This is a genomic window from Methylotuvimicrobium buryatense, from assembly GCF_005931095.1.
Classification (GTDB): Bacteria; Pseudomonadota; Gammaproteobacteria; order Methylococcales; family Methylomonadaceae; genus Methylotuvimicrobium; species Methylotuvimicrobium buryatense.
Genome location: NZ_CP035467.1, coordinates 1,006,928 through 1,026,043 on the forward strand (window position 1 = coordinate 1,006,928; position 19,116 = coordinate 1,026,043).

At 48.5% G+C, this 19,116-nt stretch carries 17 protein-coding genes; 16 read left to right on the forward strand and 1 reads right to left on the reverse strand.

What is annotated here, in order from left to right; genetic code table 11:
• Window positions 1-15 precede the first annotated feature (15 nt).
• From EQU24_RS04755 to EQU24_RS04790, 7 genes are all read left to right on the forward strand, one after another.
• Entirely contained in the window at window positions 16-1,605 is a 1,590-nt protein-coding gene (locus tag EQU24_RS04755) for a serine/threonine protein kinase (RefSeq protein WP_017840593.1), read from the forward strand.
• 362 nt (window positions 1,606-1,967) lie between these two features.
• Window positions 1,968-3,128, forward strand: coding sequence for a vWA domain-containing protein (locus tag EQU24_RS04760; protein ID WP_017840592.1), 1,161 nt, complete (start codon window positions 1,968-1,970; stop codon window positions 3,126-3,128).
• Between the two features lie 27 nt (window positions 3,129-3,155).
• Window positions 3,156-3,773 carry a hypothetical protein gene (locus EQU24_RS04765; protein WP_017840591.1) on the forward strand — a complete coding sequence of 206 codons (618 nt, stop codon included), beginning with the start codon at window positions 3,156-3,158 and terminating at the stop codon, window positions 3,771-3,773.
• Window positions 3,774-3,809: 36 nt separating this feature from the next.
• Complete coding sequence (locus tag EQU24_RS04770) at window positions 3,810-4,517, forward strand: M48 family metallopeptidase (protein WP_175421662.1); 708 nt, start codon at window positions 3,810-3,812, stop codon at window positions 4,515-4,517.
• Window positions 4,518-4,525: 8 nt separating this feature from the next.
• Window positions 4,526-5,302 carry a PP2C family protein-serine/threonine phosphatase gene (locus EQU24_RS04775; protein WP_017840589.1) on the forward strand — a complete coding sequence of 259 codons (777 nt, stop codon included), beginning with the start codon at window positions 4,526-4,528 and terminating at the stop codon, window positions 5,300-5,302.
• A 597-nt stretch (window positions 5,303-5,899) separates the two neighbouring features.
• Window positions 5,900-6,781, forward strand: a complete 882-nt coding sequence (locus EQU24_RS04785; protein WP_014149375.1) for an SPFH domain-containing protein — start codon at window positions 5,900-5,902, stop codon at window positions 6,779-6,781.
• Window positions 6,782-6,875: 94 nt separating this feature from the next.
• On the forward strand, window positions 6,876-7,292 hold the full coding sequence (locus EQU24_RS04790) for a hypothetical protein (protein WP_014149374.1): 417 nt from the start codon (window positions 6,876-6,878) through the stop codon (window positions 7,290-7,292).
• 78 nt (window positions 7,293-7,370) lie between these two features.
• Here the strand turns inward: EQU24_RS04790 and EQU24_RS04795 are convergent, their stop codons facing one another.
• Window positions 7,371-8,960 (reverse strand): bifunctional aminoglycoside phosphotransferase/ATP-binding protein, encoded by a 1,590-nt coding sequence (locus EQU24_RS04795; protein ID WP_026130150.1) that lies wholly within the window; start codon window positions 8,958-8,960, stop codon window positions 7,371-7,373.
• 174 nt (window positions 8,961-9,134) lie between these two features.
• On the opposite strand from EQU24_RS04795, the gene EQU24_RS04800 reads away from it, so the two are divergent.
• From EQU24_RS04800 to rnhB, 9 genes are all read left to right on the forward strand, one after another.
• On the forward strand, window positions 9,135-10,670 hold the full coding sequence (locus EQU24_RS04800) for a thymidine phosphorylase family protein (protein ID WP_017840586.1): 1,536 nt from the start codon (window positions 9,135-9,137) through the stop codon (window positions 10,668-10,670).
• A 1-nt stretch (window position 10,671) separates the two neighbouring features.
• Window positions 10,672-11,550, forward strand: a complete 879-nt coding sequence (locus EQU24_RS04805) for a ribose-phosphate diphosphokinase (RefSeq protein ID WP_017840585.1) — start codon at window positions 10,672-10,674, stop codon at window positions 11,548-11,550.
• 30 nt (window positions 11,551-11,580) lie between these two features.
• Window positions 11,581-11,955: a YajD family HNH nuclease gene (locus tag EQU24_RS04810; protein WP_017840584.1), complete on the forward strand. Its 375-nt coding sequence runs from the start codon at window positions 11,581-11,583 to the stop codon at window positions 11,953-11,955.
• Between the two features lie 400 nt (window positions 11,956-12,355).
• Window positions 12,356-13,462: a cell division protein ZapE gene (gene zapE, locus EQU24_RS04815; RefSeq protein ID WP_244310906.1), complete on the forward strand. Its 1,107-nt coding sequence runs from the start codon at window positions 12,356-12,358 to the stop codon at window positions 13,460-13,462.
• Between the two features lie 506 nt (window positions 13,463-13,968).
• On the forward strand, window positions 13,969-16,251 hold the full coding sequence (gene bamA, locus EQU24_RS04820; RefSeq protein ID WP_017840581.1) for an outer membrane protein assembly factor BamA: 2,283 nt from the start codon (window positions 13,969-13,971) through the stop codon (window positions 16,249-16,251).
• A gap of 108 nt (window positions 16,252-16,359) precedes the next feature.
• On the forward strand, window positions 16,360-16,875 hold the full coding sequence (locus EQU24_RS04825; protein ID WP_017840580.1) for an OmpH/Skp family outer membrane protein: 516 nt from the start codon (window positions 16,360-16,362) through the stop codon (window positions 16,873-16,875).
• 71 nt (window positions 16,876-16,946) lie between these two features.
• Complete coding sequence (gene fabZ / locus EQU24_RS04830; protein ID WP_014149549.1) at window positions 16,947-17,390, forward strand: 3-hydroxyacyl-ACP dehydratase FabZ; 444 nt, start codon at window positions 16,947-16,949, stop codon at window positions 17,388-17,390.
• A gap of 2 nt (window positions 17,391-17,392) precedes the next feature.
• A complete protein-coding gene (lpxA, locus tag EQU24_RS04835) occupies window positions 17,393-18,163 on the forward strand; it encodes an acyl-ACP--UDP-N-acetylglucosamine O-acyltransferase (protein ID WP_026130148.1) in 771 nt (256 codons plus the stop codon).
• A 2-nt stretch (window positions 18,164-18,165) separates the two neighbouring features.
• The gene (gene rnhB / locus EQU24_RS04840; protein ID WP_017840578.1) at window positions 18,166-18,729 is read left to right on the forward strand and encodes a ribonuclease HII; all 564 of its coding nucleotides are present in this window, start codon (window positions 18,166-18,168) and stop codon (window positions 18,727-18,729) included.
• Window positions 18,730-19,116: the final 387 nt, after the last annotated feature.

Genomic DNA, 19,116 nt, shown 5'->3' on the forward strand with positions numbered 1-19,116 from the left:
CCGATTTGAACATATATGAATGAAACAGCACAAGAACAGCCCCGGACCTGTCCCAAATGCGATCAACCGGATTCGGCCGATGTGATCGCGCAAAATAAATACCGGTGTACAAAATGCCAATACGAAATAGCGCATATCGATACCGCACCTAACGGCTCGATACGCGGTATTTTCGGTTGGCTGAAAGGCGTCGGCGATTTGATTGGCGATCGCTATATTATCCAAACAGTGCTGGGAAAAGGCGGTTTCGGCGCGACTTACCTAGTCGAAGACCAACGCGTGAAAGGAAAACGTTGGGCGCTCAAGGAAATTCCCGAGATGTTATTCGATGAATATGAAGTTTCGTTGTTGAGCAACCTCGATCATCCCTCGATCCCGATCATTGTCGACCGTTTCAATGAAAAAGGCATGGTCTATTTGGTGTTGAAATTCGGCGGTAGCCGAACGCTGGCTACCGAATGCAAGCGGCTCGGTAGAATTGTCTTTACGGACCTTAAGGACTGGATCGTTCAGGTCGGGCAGGTACTCGAATATCTGCATTCGCGAAATCCGCCGATTATCCATCGGGATTTGAAGCCGGAAAACGTTTTGCTGGACGATGAAAACAGAATCATGCTGATTGATTTCGGCATCGCCAAGGAATCTTCGCCCAACGAAATGACCCGTACCTTGGGGAGAGCGGCATCAATCGGTTTCAGTCCGCCAGAGCAGGTCATGGGCACCGGTACCGACATTCGATCCGATATTTATTCATTGGCGGCCACGGTTTATTTTGCCGTGACCGGTCAAATGCCGGTCGCGGCGCATGAAAGGGTGTCCGGTAAAGCCTTGACGCCTCCCAAACAAATTGCGCCCGAATTGCCGGATGTAATCGATAACATGATTCTTAAAGGATTGAGTCTCAATGTCAATGAGCGCCCGCAGACCGTGGCGGAATTCATCGGTGTATTTTCAGCCGTTAGCCAAGTTGATGAAGAGGCTTTGCTGTCCGGCAAAACGGTGCAAATTTCCGATTTGCAATTCGGGCCGGTAATTAAGACCCAAGGGAATCGTTCGCAGCCGATCTCACGTTCAACGACTCAATATGCAGAAGCTCACAATAGCTCCATAAAAAAACTGGCGATTTTGCTTGTCGTTGTCGTAGTGCTGTTTTCAGCGTTTGCCGGCGGCGCCTATTGGCTGTTTTTCAAAGACGGTTCGAATGAAGCGCCGATTGCAAGTGCCGGTCCCGAACCCGAGTCTTTACCGCGTGAGACCGGAATTGCCGATGGCGCGTCTCCTGCTGCGGTGGAATCGCCGTTTGCCGCTCCCTCCGTTGTCTCGAAGCCTGTCGTGCCTTCGGCAGATTCAGGTTTGTCGGCACTGGAAATATTGAATAAACGCAGGCCCGTTCAACCGGAATCGGATAACCAGTCTTCGGTCAATAAAGCCGCGCAAACACTCGACTCGAATCGCGTTGTTCAGCAGTCAAGCACGCCTCCGAAACCGGTAGCACGCCCTAAACCGAAGCCGAAACCGCAACCTAAACCGATAGCCAAAACCGAGCCTAAGGAAGATAATTCCGGCTGGGTTATTATTCCGGGGCAAACACAAAAAATACGTTAGGTTAGGGGCGCAAATAACCGAATCCGCTACAAAGATCATTGTTCCGGTAAGTTATTTGTCGCGAAATCCTAAGCATTCGCAGTTACGAGTAACTTCTTTGAGTATAAAGCAGCAATTCCCAATTTGGGGATCAAAAAGGGTGTGGGGTATGCTTGGCGAGGATGTCGGTAGCAGGGAGCTGCCGCCAAGCCCCCATGGATGGGTTTACGGCGTTCCTCGACAGGCATACCCCACACCTTAAAATCGGCGAAACTGCTCAAACAGGGAATTGCTGGAGTATAAAGTGTTAGTCGTTGTTTATGGGGGAATCGGACATTGAGTCCGATGGGTAAAACACTACTTTATAAAGAGGAATCAACGTCATGATGAACAACTTAAGACAAACGCAACAGACCGGCAAAAAACGGTTTTACGGGGCGGGGAGCTTTATAGTATCTGTATTGGTTTTAATGCAAGCCTTGTTTCTTACGGGCCCAGCGCATGCCGGCGGCTACGGATTTGCAGCGCCCGGCGGTTACGGCGTTAAAGTCTATCGGGTAAATTATGCTTTGTATCCGTTTGTACAATTGTATATTCGGACCTTCGATCAAAACATGCAGCCTTTGGTGAATCTCAACGAAATGAATATCGGTCTGATGATCAAAGGCAAAAGCTACGATCCGATGAAACGCCAATATGGCATTCAAAGCATACGCAATCGAAGTGAGGCAACCCGTTCCGTTTTGGTAATCGATGCCAGCAAGTCGATGGCGGGAACGGCATCGGAAACCGCGCTCAGAGCCGCTGCTCGTTTTATCGACAGCAAACGGCCCCAGGATGAGGTCGCGATCCTGGCGATACGAGATACCAAAGAAGGTTATGATTTGGTATCTCAATTCGAAAGGGATGCGGGCGCCCTTGCTAGAAGGTTGGCGGATATTCGAATCGATGGTATGAAAAGCCGTATTTACGATAGTATCGGGGCTGCGATTCAGATGTGCGGCATGTCGGCGCAAGGATCGTCAGTAGACCCTTCGGCCGATAATGTTATTGCTTCGTGTTCGGTAGTCGTTTTTTCCGACGGGCGAGACGAAGGCAGTGCGCTTTCTCGCGAAGAGCTGAATGGCCGAATTACTTCGATGCGGATCCCCATTCCCGTGTATTCGCTTGCTTACGGCAAGAATTCCGTGGACTATTTTAAAAACCTGGAGTCCATATCGAAAAACTCGTTCGGCATCTATTATTCATTGGGTGAAACCTATGACAGGATGCAGCGCATTGTCGAAGAAATCCAAAACATTCTACAAAGCGACTATGTCGTGACTTTTCGCTCCTATATTCCTGTTGACGGCGAGCAGCACTCGTTCAAGGTCGGTATCGAATATCCGACAGGTAGCGGTAAATATTATTACGACAATGGTGAATTCGAAGCGATAGAGCCGCCGCCTATCCAAGCGATTGATAATTATCTCAACCTATTAAATCAAAAAATCCCGCTTCTGCCGGATAACGATCCTTTTTACAACAGGCCGTCCGTTCAGTAGCAGCGCTAATCTAATGAGGATTTCATCATGAATCATGCATTTCCTAAAACAGCCCTAAGTGCGGTTGTATGCGTCAGCCTGATCACCGGATGTGCGACTACACCGGAAAATCAACAAGCCATTGGTGCGGGATTGGGCGCCGTGGCAGCCGGTTTGACGACCGGTCTATTGACCGGCAATGTCGGCTACGGTTTAGCGGCGGCGGCCGGCGGTGCCGCACTCGGTTGGGGCGCCGTCAAATTGGCGCAATACAGTTCTGAGCAGGTGCGCAGTCCGGCCGAGGACCAATCGCTATACGGTTTTACGCCTGCCGCCAATACCGTGCTGGTCCGTTTGAATAAAGGCACGGCTTCGCCGGATACCGTTGCTCCAGGACAACAAGTCATGGTTGCCAGCGATTATTCATTGTCGGTACCGCAAAATCAAAGCATAGCCTCGGTCGAGGAAACCTGGGTCTTGAAAAAGGACGGAAAGGTAATTTTCGAGGCTCCGCCTCAAAATGTGCAGCGTTCCGCCGGCGGTTATGCCGTCAATGCGACGATTCCGATACCTAAGAATGCATCGGCCGGTACCTATGTCGTCGAAACCAAAGTGCAAGCCGGCACCAGCAGCGATATCAATCAGGCCGTATTTATCGTTCAATAAGCGCTAATGCTTCGTTTGCGGGTAATCAAAAGAAGCGTGCCAAGGACGATTGCAGGGGTATTTTTTTATTTGCTGGTCGGTGGCTGTGAGATCTCGAGGTCCGCGTGGGCAAATTGCTCCGGCGAACAGCAGCATTCCGCGAATGCCGCCTATCGCATAGAACAGGAATGGCCATTAAGGCCGAGCCAGGACATTGTCAACCGATATTTGCAAACCCTCGGGGAGCGTCTTGTTCCCCGAAGCGGGCCTTGGCTAAAGTGGTTTACGCCAATCGATTGGCCGACTTCGGGATGGCGCTTTTTTACAGTCAGGGATAGCTCGGTCAACGCATTCTCGATTGGGGACGGGCGCACTTATATCACCGAAGGCAGTTTTCATTTCGTCAAGAATGAAGCCGAACTCGCGGCGATATTGGCTCATGAAATGGGGCATCAATTAGCCGGTCATTTTTGTCTCCGGCCAGGCTTATCTGGCAAAAAGCATAGGCAAATAGGCACGCTGGTGCAGATCATCGATATCGATAGGGAAATCGAAGCGGATGCGATCGCATTGGATATCTTGCAGGCCGCCGGTTTTCCGCCTGACGTCCTGCTGAATATCATTGATCGCTTGCCGGTAAAAGGCGACGAACAGCAACATCAAGCTCGTCTAAATAAGCTATCTAAGCGATTGGAGCCGGGAATCAATGATAATTTTTCAAGTTCCGCAGAGTTTTTTCGGATAAAGCGATTATTATCCGAATAGGAACGGGCATGAAATTCGATCTATTCAAGCGGCTTGTTCATAACCAAGCCAAAAAAACCGACAAGCCGAATGTTCAATTCAGTTGTTTTTCTCATTCAGGCAAAGTCAGAAGCAATAACGAAGATAGTTTTTTAATGCTTCCTGAAAAGGGTATTTGGGCCGTTGCAGATGGCATGGGCGGACATAATTGCGGAGAAGTCGCCAGCGCGGTCGGTTTAATGACCTTGCATCGCGAGCTGGCTTCCGGAGCAAAATTGATCGAAGCTATTCAACGCGCGCATCTCGAAATCAAGGAGCAAGCTTTCAAAGATCCAGAAGCCCAGGGGATGGGGATGACCTTAGTCGCGATACAAATTGAAGAGGGGCGTTATCAAATTGCCTGGGTCGGTGATAGCCGCGCCTATCTCTGGCGGAATAATGGATTAAGGCAATTGACTAAGGATCATAGCTATGTACAAATGCTGATGGATCAAGGCTTAATCGATGAAGAAAGCGCCAAGACCCACCCCTATAAAAACGTTATCACACAAGCGATCGGCAGTTCCGACAAAGAAGTTGTGCAAGTGGATGTGGTCGAGGAAATACGCGATAAGAGGGATATTGTATTACTTTGCAGCGACGGATTGACCGGTCAAGTGCCCGATTCAACAATCGCGACCATACTCGCAGGGGATGGGAGCTTGGATAATAAGACCGAGCAACTTCTGGCAGAAGCGTTGGCGAATGCGGCCGACGATAATATTACATTGATTTTGTTGGCGGAATCTCAGGCGGACTGTTCGTAGAATCTAATAAGGGTATTGTTGGTTGCATTCGAAAAAGCCGAACTTACTCCCTTTTGATAGAAAAACCGTCTAAGAATATACCTATCGCACTTCAAACTTCGGCATTAGCGTATGGAGGCGTCGGGGTGTTCGGCAAAGGCTTTGGCAGCATGGATGCTGTCATAGAACCTACATGGACGTATTCACGGCGTCCTTTGATGGGCACCCCGATGCCGACATTCGCGCTAGCCACAACCCATACCTTCATAAAGTTAACCATTTTTTGAGTATAAAGGGAGTAAATAAGGCAAATTTTTCCCGGTCGTCTATATTCGAGGTCCTGATTAGCAAGTTTCTTCAGCTAAAGGCCAAAAACCAGCATATCCCTAGCAGGACGGGGTTTGCAACCCCGTCCTAAACGTTTTGACTTTGGCCGAAGTTAGCCGAAATGTTTAGGGCAAACCGAAACGTTGGGGACGGGTTAAATAACCCGTCCCGCAGAAGTGGCTACGACTGGCCACTGCTCGGACAATTGGCTTCAGCAAGCTGAAGCATCTTGCTAATCAGGTTCGAGGTTATAAGATTTCCGGGTCCATTTGTATTTAGTGCGAGAAAATTATGATTCAGCGAAAACTTCTGGTTGTTTGTATTCTAACTTCTTCGGTCCTGGCGGGTTGCGGCAGTAAGGTTGAAGTGCCGTCTGCTCATGTCGGGAAGATCATGACCCAATACGGCTTCAAGGAAGGCATCGTCAATACCTCGAAGTTTAGGCTAGAGCCTTGTTGGGCCTATTGCGACAAGTTGGTCGTCATGAATGTTTCGGACATAGCCAAAGCCGAGCAAATGCAGTTGTTCATGCCGAAAGACAAGTTGAATATGGCGTTTGATTTGCGGATGACGCTGGCTGTTAAGCCGGAACAGTATGATGAATTGTTTTCCAAAATAGCGCCGGAGCAAGTTGGCGATGTTGAAAGCATTCCTCTCGATAAGGTTTACCAGACCTATGCGCAGCAGATTATCCGGTCGGAAGCTAGAGAGTTTTTGTCGAATTATACGATTGCCGAGATCAGTTCTTCTCGGGAAGCGATCAATTCCGAATTGAGCGCCAAATTATCGAAGAGCATAGGCGAAAGAACGCCGTTTTTAGTGCGCTATGTCGGGTTGGCGGACATAAGGTATCCGGAAATCATCGTTAAGGCGCAGGAAAATGCAGCAGAACGGCGCGAAATGATTCAGCAGGAAGAGGCGCAATTGGAAATCAGTAAAGTGCAATTAGAGCGCAAGCTTCAAGAGCAACGCATGCAACGCGCTATCGACGTCGAAAAAGCCGAGGCCGAGGCCGAAGTTAACAAGATTCTGGCGCAGTCGGTCACGAACGAATACATCCGCTACCGCTCTCTGAATGTGCTCGACAAAATGAGCGAATCGAATAACAAGGTCTTTATTCCGATGGAAATGCTCGGCACAATCGCCGGCGGTGTCATGCTGGGAAAGCATTGATTGCGGTTATGTTCGGCTACTTTTATCAAAGGCTTCTAGGGAGGAGCGGAAAACCAGCTGGATTCGGACCGGTTCGGATTTTCGCCGATACGGCATGAGTACTTATCTGTTCAATGTTTTACTTTCGTTTTTTCCTTATCTGATCATTGGCTTTTTCATGCTCTGTGCCGCATTGATGATCGAGCCGCTGGTGCGAGGCGGACTGATCGTCAAAAAGTTGAACAAGGCTACGCTGAAAAAAAATAGGCTGTTTTTGCTTTGTGCGGCATTGACCATATGGGCTTTCGGGTTGTTTTTAGCGTTGAGCTCGCCTTCCAATATTCCGAAAACGGAAGTCTTCGACAAGGCGGCAAGCCATCGAGCGATTGTCGACAAAGCTGAAGAGAGCCGTGAACTACCGAAACAGCCTGTCAGAGACAATACATTAAAACCTAAGAACCGGGAAGATCGCGACGCACATTTCAAATCGTTGACCGATTATAAATCAAGGACTCGGCAATATACGGAATGATGGAAGATACCCTTTCCAGTCGCCGACACCTGTCAATCGAGCAGCCGAACCCTCCTTAAATAGGGAAGTTATTTACGATCAAATCTCCTTATGACCAATTCCTAAAGTCTGTATCGCCGCGAATAAATCCTCAAAAGCCGATTCGTTTTCGGTGTCGACCGTTATGGTCATGTTTTGTTCCGGTTCCGTTAAAGGTTCGTCCGAGTCTATCTGTCGTTGTAAGATGTCGGGTGTGGCCTCGGAGGGATCGGTGCCTCGTTTTTGCCTAGAGTCGATACGCTCGATCAAGGTTTTTTGGCTTGCTTTAAAATCCAAGATGAGTAGCAATGCGTCGGTTTTTTCGGTCAATGCAATAAATTCCGCGCGTTGGGTTTGTTTAAGAAAGGTGGCGTCGACGATCACGCTGAACCCTTCATTCAGTATGGCGTGAGCCGTATCAGCCAAATGCCGGTAGGTAATCTCGCCTGCTTCAGTGTTATAAATGCCGCCTCCCGCCTCGGAATTCGTTGATTCTTGAGGAGCGAAACCATAAAGGCGTTTGCGTTCGATATCCGAGCGGAGATGGATTGCTCCGAGTTGTTCGGCCAGTTTTTCGGCAAAAAAGGATTTGCCTGACCCCGAGAAGCCATGTGTGATTAATAACATTGGTCGTGGCGTTTGAATATGGCGCTCGGCTAAATCGGCATAGGCTTGGTATTCTGCCTTTATGCTATTGCGGTTACTTGGGTCGGAGTCTTGTTGCATTCTCAACAATGCCACCTTGCCGCGTACCAAGGCTCGGTAAACCAAATAATAGCGCAGTAAGGCTAAACCTTGATAATCACCGGTTTGATGCAGATAACGGTTGAGCAGTCGCCATGCCAATGCTTCGAATTGGCGGTGAATCAAGTCCATGAAGATGAAGGCCATTTCGCTGGCGACATCGATCCAGCGCAGCATCGGGTTAAATTCAATACAATCGAAGGGCGTCACCTGGCCGTCGATCAGCGCGATATTGCCCAAGTGTAAATCTCCGTGACATTCCCGGATAAAGCCTTGGCGTTTACGTTGCTGCATGAGTTCGGCCTTCTGTTGCCATTCGTTCCGGGTCCAGGTGTGCAGGCTTTTCAGTCGGCGAATTTCCGATGCGTCGTCTAGCAACGGTTCGATGTGGTGAAAGTTTTCTTCACTCCAATGCCTTATGTCGTCCGGCTCGCCATAAGGCGATTCAGGGGCTGTCGTCTCGGTGTCGTTATGAAATCGGCTGACGATTCGGGCGATGCCGTCGATATCGTCGGTTGAAAGCAGGCCATTTTCGGCGCGCATACTCATGAGTCCTTGCTGATCGAATTGCCGCATTTTTACGGCATATTCGGTTGCCATTCCTGTCCCACCCATCTCGGGTTTTTCGGGGCTCCCCGTTATCGGAACGACGTCCAGATAAAGCGATGACGAAAAACGGCGGTTGAGCCGTAATTCTTCATCGCAACAAAAGCGGCGTTTTTCGAGGGTCGAAAAATCCAGAAATCCGAAATCGACCGGTTTTTTAATTTTATAAGCAAATTCGCCGGTCAGCAGTATCCAGGAGATATGCGTTTCCAATAATTCAATCGTAGCGCTTGCATGAGGGTATGCTCGGCTGTTGAGGAGTGAAGGGATCAATCGAGTTTCGAGAGGGGGTGAATTCATGGGTTAAGCCCGAAGCAGTTTTTTCTGTATGATACCGTTAATTTCAAGTAGGGCAATCCTTTGTCCTTGCCATACGGTTAAGGGTTTGTTCGAGGTTAATGTTTATCGGCTTAGGTTGACATTGTTTGTTGCAACAAGCATTATCAGGCGAATTTATTTTAATTTAGACTCTTTATGAGTAACGACACGTTACAAATCCGCCGTATCGGCATCGATACGTATCATGAAAACGTCGCTTATTTAAACCGGGAATGCGCGTTTTACCGAGCCGAGGGTTTTCAGGCGTTGTCGAAAATCAAGGTTTGCGCGAACGGCAACAAACTGTTGGCAGTGCTCAATGTTGTGGACGATAGCTCCATCGTGCATTCCGGCGAGCTGGGTCTTTCCGAGCAAGCTTTCCAAAAACTCAATATTGACGAAGGCGCATTAGTTACGGTGGAACATGCCGAGCCGCCCGTGTCGATGGATGCCGTGCGCCGAAAGATTAACGGCGAACGCTTGAGTCAGGATGATTTTACTAGTATTGCCAAGGATATTGCCGAGACACGCTATTCGAAAATGGAGATGGCGGCTTTTTTGGTTGCGACCGGCCAAAACAATCTCGACCGAGACGAACTCTTGTATTTGACGCGAGCAATGCTGGATTCGGGCGAGCGCATGAATTGGCACGAGTCGCTGGTGGCCGACAAACATTGTATCGGCGGCATACCGGGTAATCGAACTTCGATGTTGGTCGTGCCGATTGTCGCCGCGCACGGCATGTTGATACCGAAAACGTCGAGCCGGGCGATTACGTCGCCGGCCGGTACCGCCGATACGATGGAGGTTTTGGCTGAAGTTAATTTACCGCCTGAACGCTTACATGATATCGTACGTCAGGAACGTGGCTGTTTAGCGTGGGGCGGCACCGCAAAACTGGCGCCGGTCGATGATCTGCTAATTTCGGTCGAGCGCCCGCTCGGGATCGATTCTCAAGGGCAAATGGTGGCCTCTATTCTGTCGAAAAAATTGGCGGCGGGTTCCACGCATTTGATCGTCGATATTCCGGTCGGGCCGACCGCAAAAGTTCGGCACATGCGCCAGGCGCTTGCTTTACGCAAGTTATTCGAATTTGTCGGCGATCAACTCAATATTCATTTGGAAGTCATGATTACCGACGGCCGCCAGCCGGTCGGACGCGGCATCGGCCCGGTGCTCGAGGCGCGCGATATCATGCAGGTGCTGGAAAACAATCCCGATGCGCCGTTCGATTTGCGCCAAAAATCGCTGCAATTAGCCGGAAGGATTATTGAGTTCGATCCCGATGTTAGAGGCGGGCAGGGCTATGCGATTGCGCGCGATATTCTCGATTCGGGTCGGGCACTCGCCAAAATGAACGATTTGATACAGGCTCAAGGTGCCAAAACCATAGACTTTACGCCCGGCACTTTATGTCACGAAGTCTGCGCAGATCAAGACGGCATTGTGACCCATATCGATAATTTTCAAATGGCCAAGATTGCCCGGATTGCCGGCGCACCGATGGATAAAAAAGCCGGCGTCGATCTGTTGAAAAAAATCGGCGACAGGGTGCAGAAAGGCGAGCCGATTTATCGGGTCTATGCAGGCTTTTCGGCGGATTTTAAATTCGCGAAAACGCTAGCGGCCGATGATAACGGTTATCGTATCGGCGTAGAGGAGCATGTTTTGAAGCCGTTGGTGGCTTTCTAATATGATGCTGGTACTGGCCTTTCCCGATTATTGCGCACAAGCCGAGAGACTGGCTTGCAGGCTTGAAACCCCGTTCGAACTCATTGAATTGCACCGTTTTCCCGACGGCGAAAGTTTGGTTCGGCTTCCGGCAGTGTTACCCGAACATGTTATCGTTTGCCGAAGTCTCGACCAGCCGAACGACAAATTGATCGAATTAATGCTGTTTGCTCGGACAGCAAGGGAGTTGGGCGCTAAGCGAGTTACCTTGGTGGCGCCATATCTTTGTTACATGCGCCAGGATATCGCTAATCGTCCCGGCGAGGCTGTCAGTCAGCGCATTGTCGGCCGGATGTTGGCTGATTTGTTCGATGATGTTCTAACGGTCGATCCGCATCTGCACCGTATTTCTCATTTACATCAGGCGATCCCGCTTGCAAATGCGGTTTGTCTTTCCGCGGCCGGTGCGATTGGCGATTTTTTGCGCCGGCAGTTAAGTGATGCGGTGCTGCTCGGACCGGATAGCGAATCCGAACAATGGGTATCCGGTATTGCCTCGCAAATCGGTTTCGATTATGCGGTAGCCGATAAAATCAGACGCGGCGACCGAGAAGTCGATATTACCTTGCCGGAAGCGGAGTTTAGCGGCAAATCGGTAGTTATCATTGATGACATGGCCAGTACCGGAAGAACACTAGCCCGCACGATCGGTTTGTTGCAAAACGCCGGCGCCCGTGCCGTTTATGCCGCGATCACGCATCCGTTGTTTTGCGGCGATGCCGAGTCGCATATTCGCGCGGCAGGCGTCAAAGAAATTTGGAGTACGGACAGCATTGAACATCCGACATCTTGTATCAAACTCGATGCGTTGTTGAGTGATGCGATCCGGTCGATTTTATAGTCACAACAGTATTAATAATCAGGTGATTTTATGCCTACGAAAAAACCATTGGATAAAACCAAACTCGATCAAATCGTTCTCGATGCGCGCCGTAGTCAGGCTGAACGAGAAAAGGGCTACCGCGAAAAAGCGTTGAAAATGTATCCGTGGATTTGCGGGCGTTGCGCGAGGGAATTCGATCATAGCAATGTCAGAGAATTGACCGTTCATCATCGGGACCACAATCACGATAATAATCCTGCGGACGGCAGCAATTGGGAGTTATTGTGTCTGTATTGCCATGACAACGAACATGCCCGCTATGAGCACGCTCATTACAATACCGGTTCAGCCAAAGATAGCGGTAAAACCGCAACTTTCAATCCTTTCGCGAATCTTGAGAGTTTATTGAAAGGAAAGCAGTAATGCAGACTGCTTTACAGGTTGACCGGAGCGCGGCTATCTCTATCGCACTTCAAGTTTCGGTATTAGCGTCCTTGTTTTGCGATGTTGAGAAAGCGCTTTTTTGTTCGGTTAAGGCAGTTCCTAGAAATGCTCCATGAGCTTCATGGTTGTACCCATCGTGGATCAAAATTCGGCACCGGGGTGATCGTCAAAGGACGTCGTGAATACGTCCATGTAGGCTCTATGCCAGCATTCATGCTGGCAAAGCCTTTACCGCTCACCCCGGCGCCTCCTTAAGCATCGCCGAAATTTGAAGTGCGAAAGGTATAAATTACCGAATTCAGGATAATCGGTTCACCTTGTCGAGAAAACCCAGTCGGTTTTTAAAAGCCATCCCATGTTTAAAAAATTCCTAAGCAAAATGACTCCGGCTCAAGCTAAGCACGTTGCCGGTGAATCGTTGCTAATCGAATACCAGTGGCGAGTAGAGCAAGGCCTTATCGACTATGATCCGGCCCAGGTCGAGGCATTGCATTACCTTCAGGAAATGCTGGACAAATTGACTACCGAAGATCGGTCAGGATTTTTGAGGTTGCCTTCGACGCGCGGAAAACCTTGCAAGAGTTTGTATATCTACGGTGGAGTAGGACGGGGCAAGTCGATGTTAATGGATTTGTTCTACGACCATTGTCCTATTCAGGAAAAACGTCGGGTTCATTTCCATACTTTTATATTGGAAGTTCATGAGTTCTCTCATCGCTGGCGTTTGGAAAAAAAACAGGACATCATTCATGCTCTGGCTGACGAAATTAATGCCTCGACAAAGCTACTTTGTTTCGACGAGTTTCATGTGATCGATGTCGCCAATGCCGTTATATTGGATCGGCTGTTCAGTCGTTTATTCGAGCTCGGTACTGTAATCGTCACTACTTCAAACCGGCATCCCGATGATTTATATCAAGCCGGATTGGTTCCGGAGCTGTTTTTAAAGTTCATCAAGCTATTGAAGGCTTCGGCGGATGTCGTCGAGCTCGTTGCCAAGCACGATTATCGATTGACGCGACTTCACGGCGCTGAAAAAACCTATTTTTACCCGCTCGACGAATATGCGGCTTCGGCTTTAGAGCAGTGTTACCGCGCACTGACCCATTCCGCACCGCTGAAGCCTTGCAGTCTTAAGGTGTTGGGTAGAAATGTCGTAATGCGGGCCGCTCATGGCGAGGTGGCGTTGACCACCTTCGATGAGATGTGCAGGCAGCCGTTAGGGCCGGCCGATTATTTGAAAATCGTGCAAGCCTTCAGAGTCGTCATTTTATCCGGCATTCCGCGATTCGGTTTTGATAATCATGATGAGGCCAAACGTTTTTCGACATTGGTCGATGCTTTGTATTTTCATAAAGTCATTCTGATTTGCAGTGCCGAGGTTGCGGCAAGGGAGCTCTATGACGAAAACATACGCGCATTTTTCCTGAAACGAACGGTTTCGCGATTGATCGAAATGCAGTCGGATTACTATCTCAAGCAGTAAGCAGTAAGCAGTGAATGGTGAGTAGTGAAAGGTGAAAGGTGAAAGGTGAAAGGTGAAAGGTGAAAGGTGAAAGGTGAAAGGTGAAAGGTGAAAGGTGAAAGGGGAAAGGGGAAAGGTGAAAGGTGAAAGGTGAAAGGTGAAAGGTGAAAGGTGAAAGGTGAAAGGTGAAAGGTGAAAGGTGAAAGGTGAAAGGTGGCGCTTGACAAGTAGTTGAAAATCCGCATCATTTCTCTATTCTCTATTCTCTATTCTCTATTCTCTATTCTCTATTCTCTATTCTCTATTCTCTATTCTCTGCTAACCGCTTATTCAACCTCTCGTCTTACAATAACTTTAGTTAATGACTCATTGGAATATAAGGAAATTTGTCTCGATTTATAGCGATTCAACGTATCAAGTCATTAAATTTACAGAAAAAATGATGACTTTTCGGCAATATGGATGTTCAAACTCCTGTGATATAATCGCGCTTTAGCTAAATCGTATCGATGCTTCCATTCCTCTTCATGAATTTAAAGACTTTTACGCGCCTTTTCATACTGTTTCTGGTTGTTTCCCAAGCGGTTAAAGGCGACGATGGGTTTGTTGTCGATAATATTCAGGTCAACGGCTTGCAGCGAATTTCTGCGGGTACTGTCTACAATTATCTTCCGGTCAATGTCGGTGAATTTTTATCCGAGGATAGGATTCCCGATGCGGTTAGAGCCTTATTTAAAACCGGTTTCTTTAAGGATGTTTCGCTGGCGAGGGAAGGTTCGACGCTGATCGTCAATGTTACGGAGCGGCCATCGATCGCTAAAATCATTTTCGAAGGCAACAAAGATATTAGCTCCGAAGACTTGCTCAAGGCCTTGAATAATATTGGGCTTGCCGAGGGCAAGGTATTCAATCAACAAATGCTCGAGAAGGTCGAGCAAGAATTGAGCCGCCAGTATTTTAGTCACGGTAAATATGGCCTTAAAATCGATACCGAAGTTTCTCCGTTGACCCGCAATCGCGTGGGTATTCGCATCAATATTTCCGAAGGCCGGGTAGCGAAAATTAAGGAAATCAATATTGTCGGCAATCGATCCTTCGACAACGCCGATTTGCTCGATAATTTCGAATTGAGCACCGGCAATTTATTGTCGTTTTATACGAAAGACGATCAATATTCGAAACAAAAATTAGCGGCGGATCTCGAGCGGCTGCGTTCGTATTATCTCGATCGCGGCTATATCAATTTTTCGATCGAATCGACGCAAGTTGCGATTACACCCGACAAAAAAGAAATCTATATCACCGTCAACGTCAAGGAAGGCGATGTGTTTATGCTGGAACAAGTCAAGGTTGCCGGTAATCTGATCATCGATCCCGAAGAAGTGGTTAACTTGGTGCAAGTGGGGCCGGGCGAAATTTTTTCCCGCAAGAATGCGACCGAAACCTCGAAAGCGATTTCCGATCGATTAGGCGATGAGGGTTATGTGTTTGCGAATGTCAACATGGTGCCTGAAATAAACGATACCGATAAAACGGTTGCGATGACCTTTTATGTCGATCCGGGTAAGCGTGTCTATGTCAATCGTGTCAATTTTCAAGGCAATACCAAGACCCGCGATGAAGTGTTGCGCCGTGAAATGCGCCAAATGGAGTCGAGTTGGGCGTCGACGAGCAAGATCGAACGGTCGAAAGTGCGTCTCGAACGTTTGGGTTATTTCGAAGAAGTGAATGTTGAAACGCCGCCCGTTTCCGGCACCGCCGATCAGATCGACGTCAATTATTCGGTCACCGAAAGGCCGGCCGGTAATTTGACGGCCGGTATCGGTTTCTCGCAAGTACAAGGTATTATCGTTAATGCCAACGTTTCCCAGGATAACGTTTTCGGTTCCGGTAAGCGGCTTAATTTGGCATTTAACAACAGCGATATTTCGACCAATTACCGCTTCGGTTTTTACGATCCTTATTTTACGTTGGATGGCGTCAGTCTCGGCTACGATATCGGTTATCGGACCACCGATGCTCAGCAGGCGAATATATCCAGCTATTTGACTGACGTCGCGAATATCGGCGCTAATTTCGGTATTCCGCTTAGCGAATTTAACCGGCTTAACTTCAATATCGATCTTAGACATACCTCACTCAAGGAAACCGGCTTTACAGCGAATGAAGTGAGAGCTTTCCTGAAAAGGGAAGGCGATACTTTTATCACGTTGTCGCCGTCGATCGGTTGGACCTACGACACATTGAATCGCGCGATTTTTCCGACCGATGGCGGCCAGTACCGACTATCCGCGTTAGGCACGGTTCCGGGCAGCGATTTGGAATATTACAAAGTCAGTTATAAACAGCAGCAATATTTTCCGATTGCGAAGGATTTAACGTTTAGCTTAAGTGCGGAATTGGCTTACGGCGACGGCTACGGCAAGACCGATAGTTTGCCGTTTTTCGAACATTATTTTGCCGGCGGCGTGCGCTCGGTGCGCGGCTTTAACGATAACACGCTGGGGCCGCGAGACTCGCAAGGACGACCTTTCGGTGGGGCGACCAAAGTGGCTGGTAGCGCCGAAGTGTTTTTTCCGATTCCGTTCATGAAGGATCTCAAGTCGGTTCGGCTCGGGACCTTTCTCGATGTGGGTACGGTTTCCGACACTCCTAGCAATATCGGAGGAGATATGCGTTATTCGGTCGGCATATCCGGAGAATGGCTGTCGCCGTTCGGCGCGATTGCGGTCAGTGCCGGTAAACCACTGAATCTTCAAGAAGGCGATGATGAAAGAATCTTCCAGTTTTCATTCGGTTCCGGATTTTAACAGAAGTATATGTTTGGTTTAAGCGGGTTATCACCTATAATTTGACGGTTACATCGCAGACTTGTCCGTTTATGGATACTATTTTTAATTTAAATTACGAGTTCGATAATGAAAAATAAAGTTGTTTTATTTTTGGGTTTACTATTGGGCGCCAATATGGTGTGCGCCAATATGGCTTGGGCGGAATTGAAGATCGGTTTTGTCAATATTCCGGCGGTCCTGGAAAAGGCGCCTCAAGCCGAAAAAGCCAAAAAACGTTTGGAGCAAGAGTTTTCTCCGAGGGACAAGCAGCTTGTCGCTCAGCAAAACGATATCAAGAACCTTGAGGAAAGATTGAATAGGGATGCTGCGGTGATGGGCGATTCCGAAAGAAGAAACCTGGAAAAAGACATTCTTAATAAACAACGAGAATTTAAAAGAAGTCAGCAAGAGTTCAGCGAAGATTTCAATATTCGCCGTAATGAAGAGCTGGGCAAATTACAGCGCAAAATTGTCGAAGCGATCCGCGAATTGGCCAAGAGCCAAAGTTTCGATTTATTGCTGACCGAAGGGGTTATTTATGCGAGCGAAACGGTCGATGTCACTGCTCAAATTCAGCAAAAACTGTCTGCAATGCCCGATTAATTTAGACGTTAAGAGAGCAAAAGGCTAAAGTTTCCGGAAACATACCTACCCATAATCACACTTTATCATCCATGTCTATCAAGCTAGATATTTTACAAATTCAAGAATTTTTACCGCATCGCTATCCCTTTTTATTGGTCGATAAAGTGGTCGAATGTGAACCCGGCGTCAGATTGTTGGCCGTTAAAAACGTGACTTACAATGAACCTTTTTTTCAAGGGCATTTTCCGCATTTGCCCATAATGCCCGGTGTGCTGATTTTGGAAGCGTTGGCGCAAGCGACCGGCTTGTTGGCGTCGGAAACCGATCCTAATTTGGGAAAAGGTATGACTTATTATTTGGTGGGTATCGATAATGCTAGATTCAAGAGACCGGTGAGTCCCGGCGACCAATTGATGCTGGAAGCCAAATTCGTTAAAAGTAAACGCAATATTTGGTCGTTCGATTGCCGAGCTGAAGTGGAAGGCGAATTTGTGGCCAGTGCCAACATTATGTGTGCCGCAGCGGTGAATTGATTTTGATAGATTTAAGAGCAGTTATTAACGAGCGCGCCCAATTAGCCGATGATGTTACTGTCGGCCCGTTCTCGATCATAGGTCCGGATGTCACGATTGGCGCAGGTACGGTCATAGGGCCTCATGTCGTCATCAACGGGCCGACCAGCATAGGCAAGGATAATCGGATTTATCAATTTGCCTCGATAGGCGAAGATCCTCAAGATAAAAAATATGCTTCTGAGGTAACCCGGCTTGAAATAGGCGATAGAAATGTCATTCGAGAATTCGTGACGATGCATCGAGGGACATTGCAAGACCGGAGCGTAACGCAGATCGGTTCCGATAACCTGTTTATGGCTTATACGCATGTCGCTCACGATTGTATAATCGGCGATCATGTAATTATGGCCAATGGCGCATCGTTGGCTGGTCATGTACATTTATCCGACCACGCAATTTTGGGCGGTTTTACGCTGGTCCATCAATTTACCCAAATAGGGCAATACAGTTTTTCGGCGATGGGAAGCGCGATTACTCAGGATATTCCTCCGTTCGTGATGGTTGGTGGTCGCCCGACGCGCCCGCATGGCATCAATTCGGTTGGCATGGAACGCAATGGCGTATCGCCGGAGGCAGTTCGGCAAATCAGAAAAGCCTATAAAATTCTTTATAAAATGAACCTAAAGCTCGAGGATGCAATCGAGGAAATGGAAGGCATGGCCGGCGATAGCGACGAGTTGTCGACGATGGTTAGTTTCCTGAGGAACGTGACTCGGGGTATTCTACGATAACTATGCAAAGGGTTGCCGGAGTCGACGAAGTCGGTCGAGGATGTCTTGCGGGTGCCGTGTTTGCAGCGGCTGTCGTTTTAGACCCGGATAATCCGATTGCAGGCTTGAAAGATTCGAAGAAAATCTCCGAAAGGCAACGTGAAGCGCTGGCGTTGACCATCAAGAGGGATGCGCTATGCTGGGCCGTGGCGCGGGCGGAACCGAGCGAGATCGATCGTATCAATATTCTGCATGCGGCGCTGTTGGCGATGGCGAGAGCGATCGCCATGATCGACCCGGTTCCCGATTGGATTATCGTTGACGGCAATCGCTATCCCCCGATCGATTTGCCTGGAGAGGCCATGGTCAAGGCCGACTCGCTGGTACCGGCTGTTTCCGCGGCTTCTATATTGGCCAAGGTCGCTAGAGACAGAGAAATGCTGTTTTTGGAGCGGCTTTATCCGGGCTATGGTTTCAATTTGCATAAAGGCTATCCGACCGAATTGCACCGGCAACAATTAATGCAGTTGGGTATTACGCCGTTTCACAGAAAATCTTTCGCTCCGGTAAAGGCCTTGATTAAATAATTTTAATCTCGCGCAGGGCGCGGAGATTAAGTTATAGCTATCGCACTCAAATTCAGCATTAGCTTATAGATGCTGTTATAGAACCTAAATGGGCTTGTTCACCCGGCTCCGAAATAAGGTATAAAATCTATTTTCGCGTTATTAAGGATTTCGCGAAAAATAACTCCCCTATTTTTGGAGGATTCGGTTGCTCGATTGGCAGGTGTCGGCGGCAAGGAAAGCCGTCGTCAAGCCTACATGGACGTATTCACGGCGTCCTGCCAGGCGAGTTACCGAACCCTCGACAAAGCTCATAACTCCAGGAAGTTATTTATGACCGAATCCTAAGTTCATGGCTAGCAGAGCTTAAGCTTCTTCAAATCTCCGTGCCTCTGCGCCTCCGCGCGA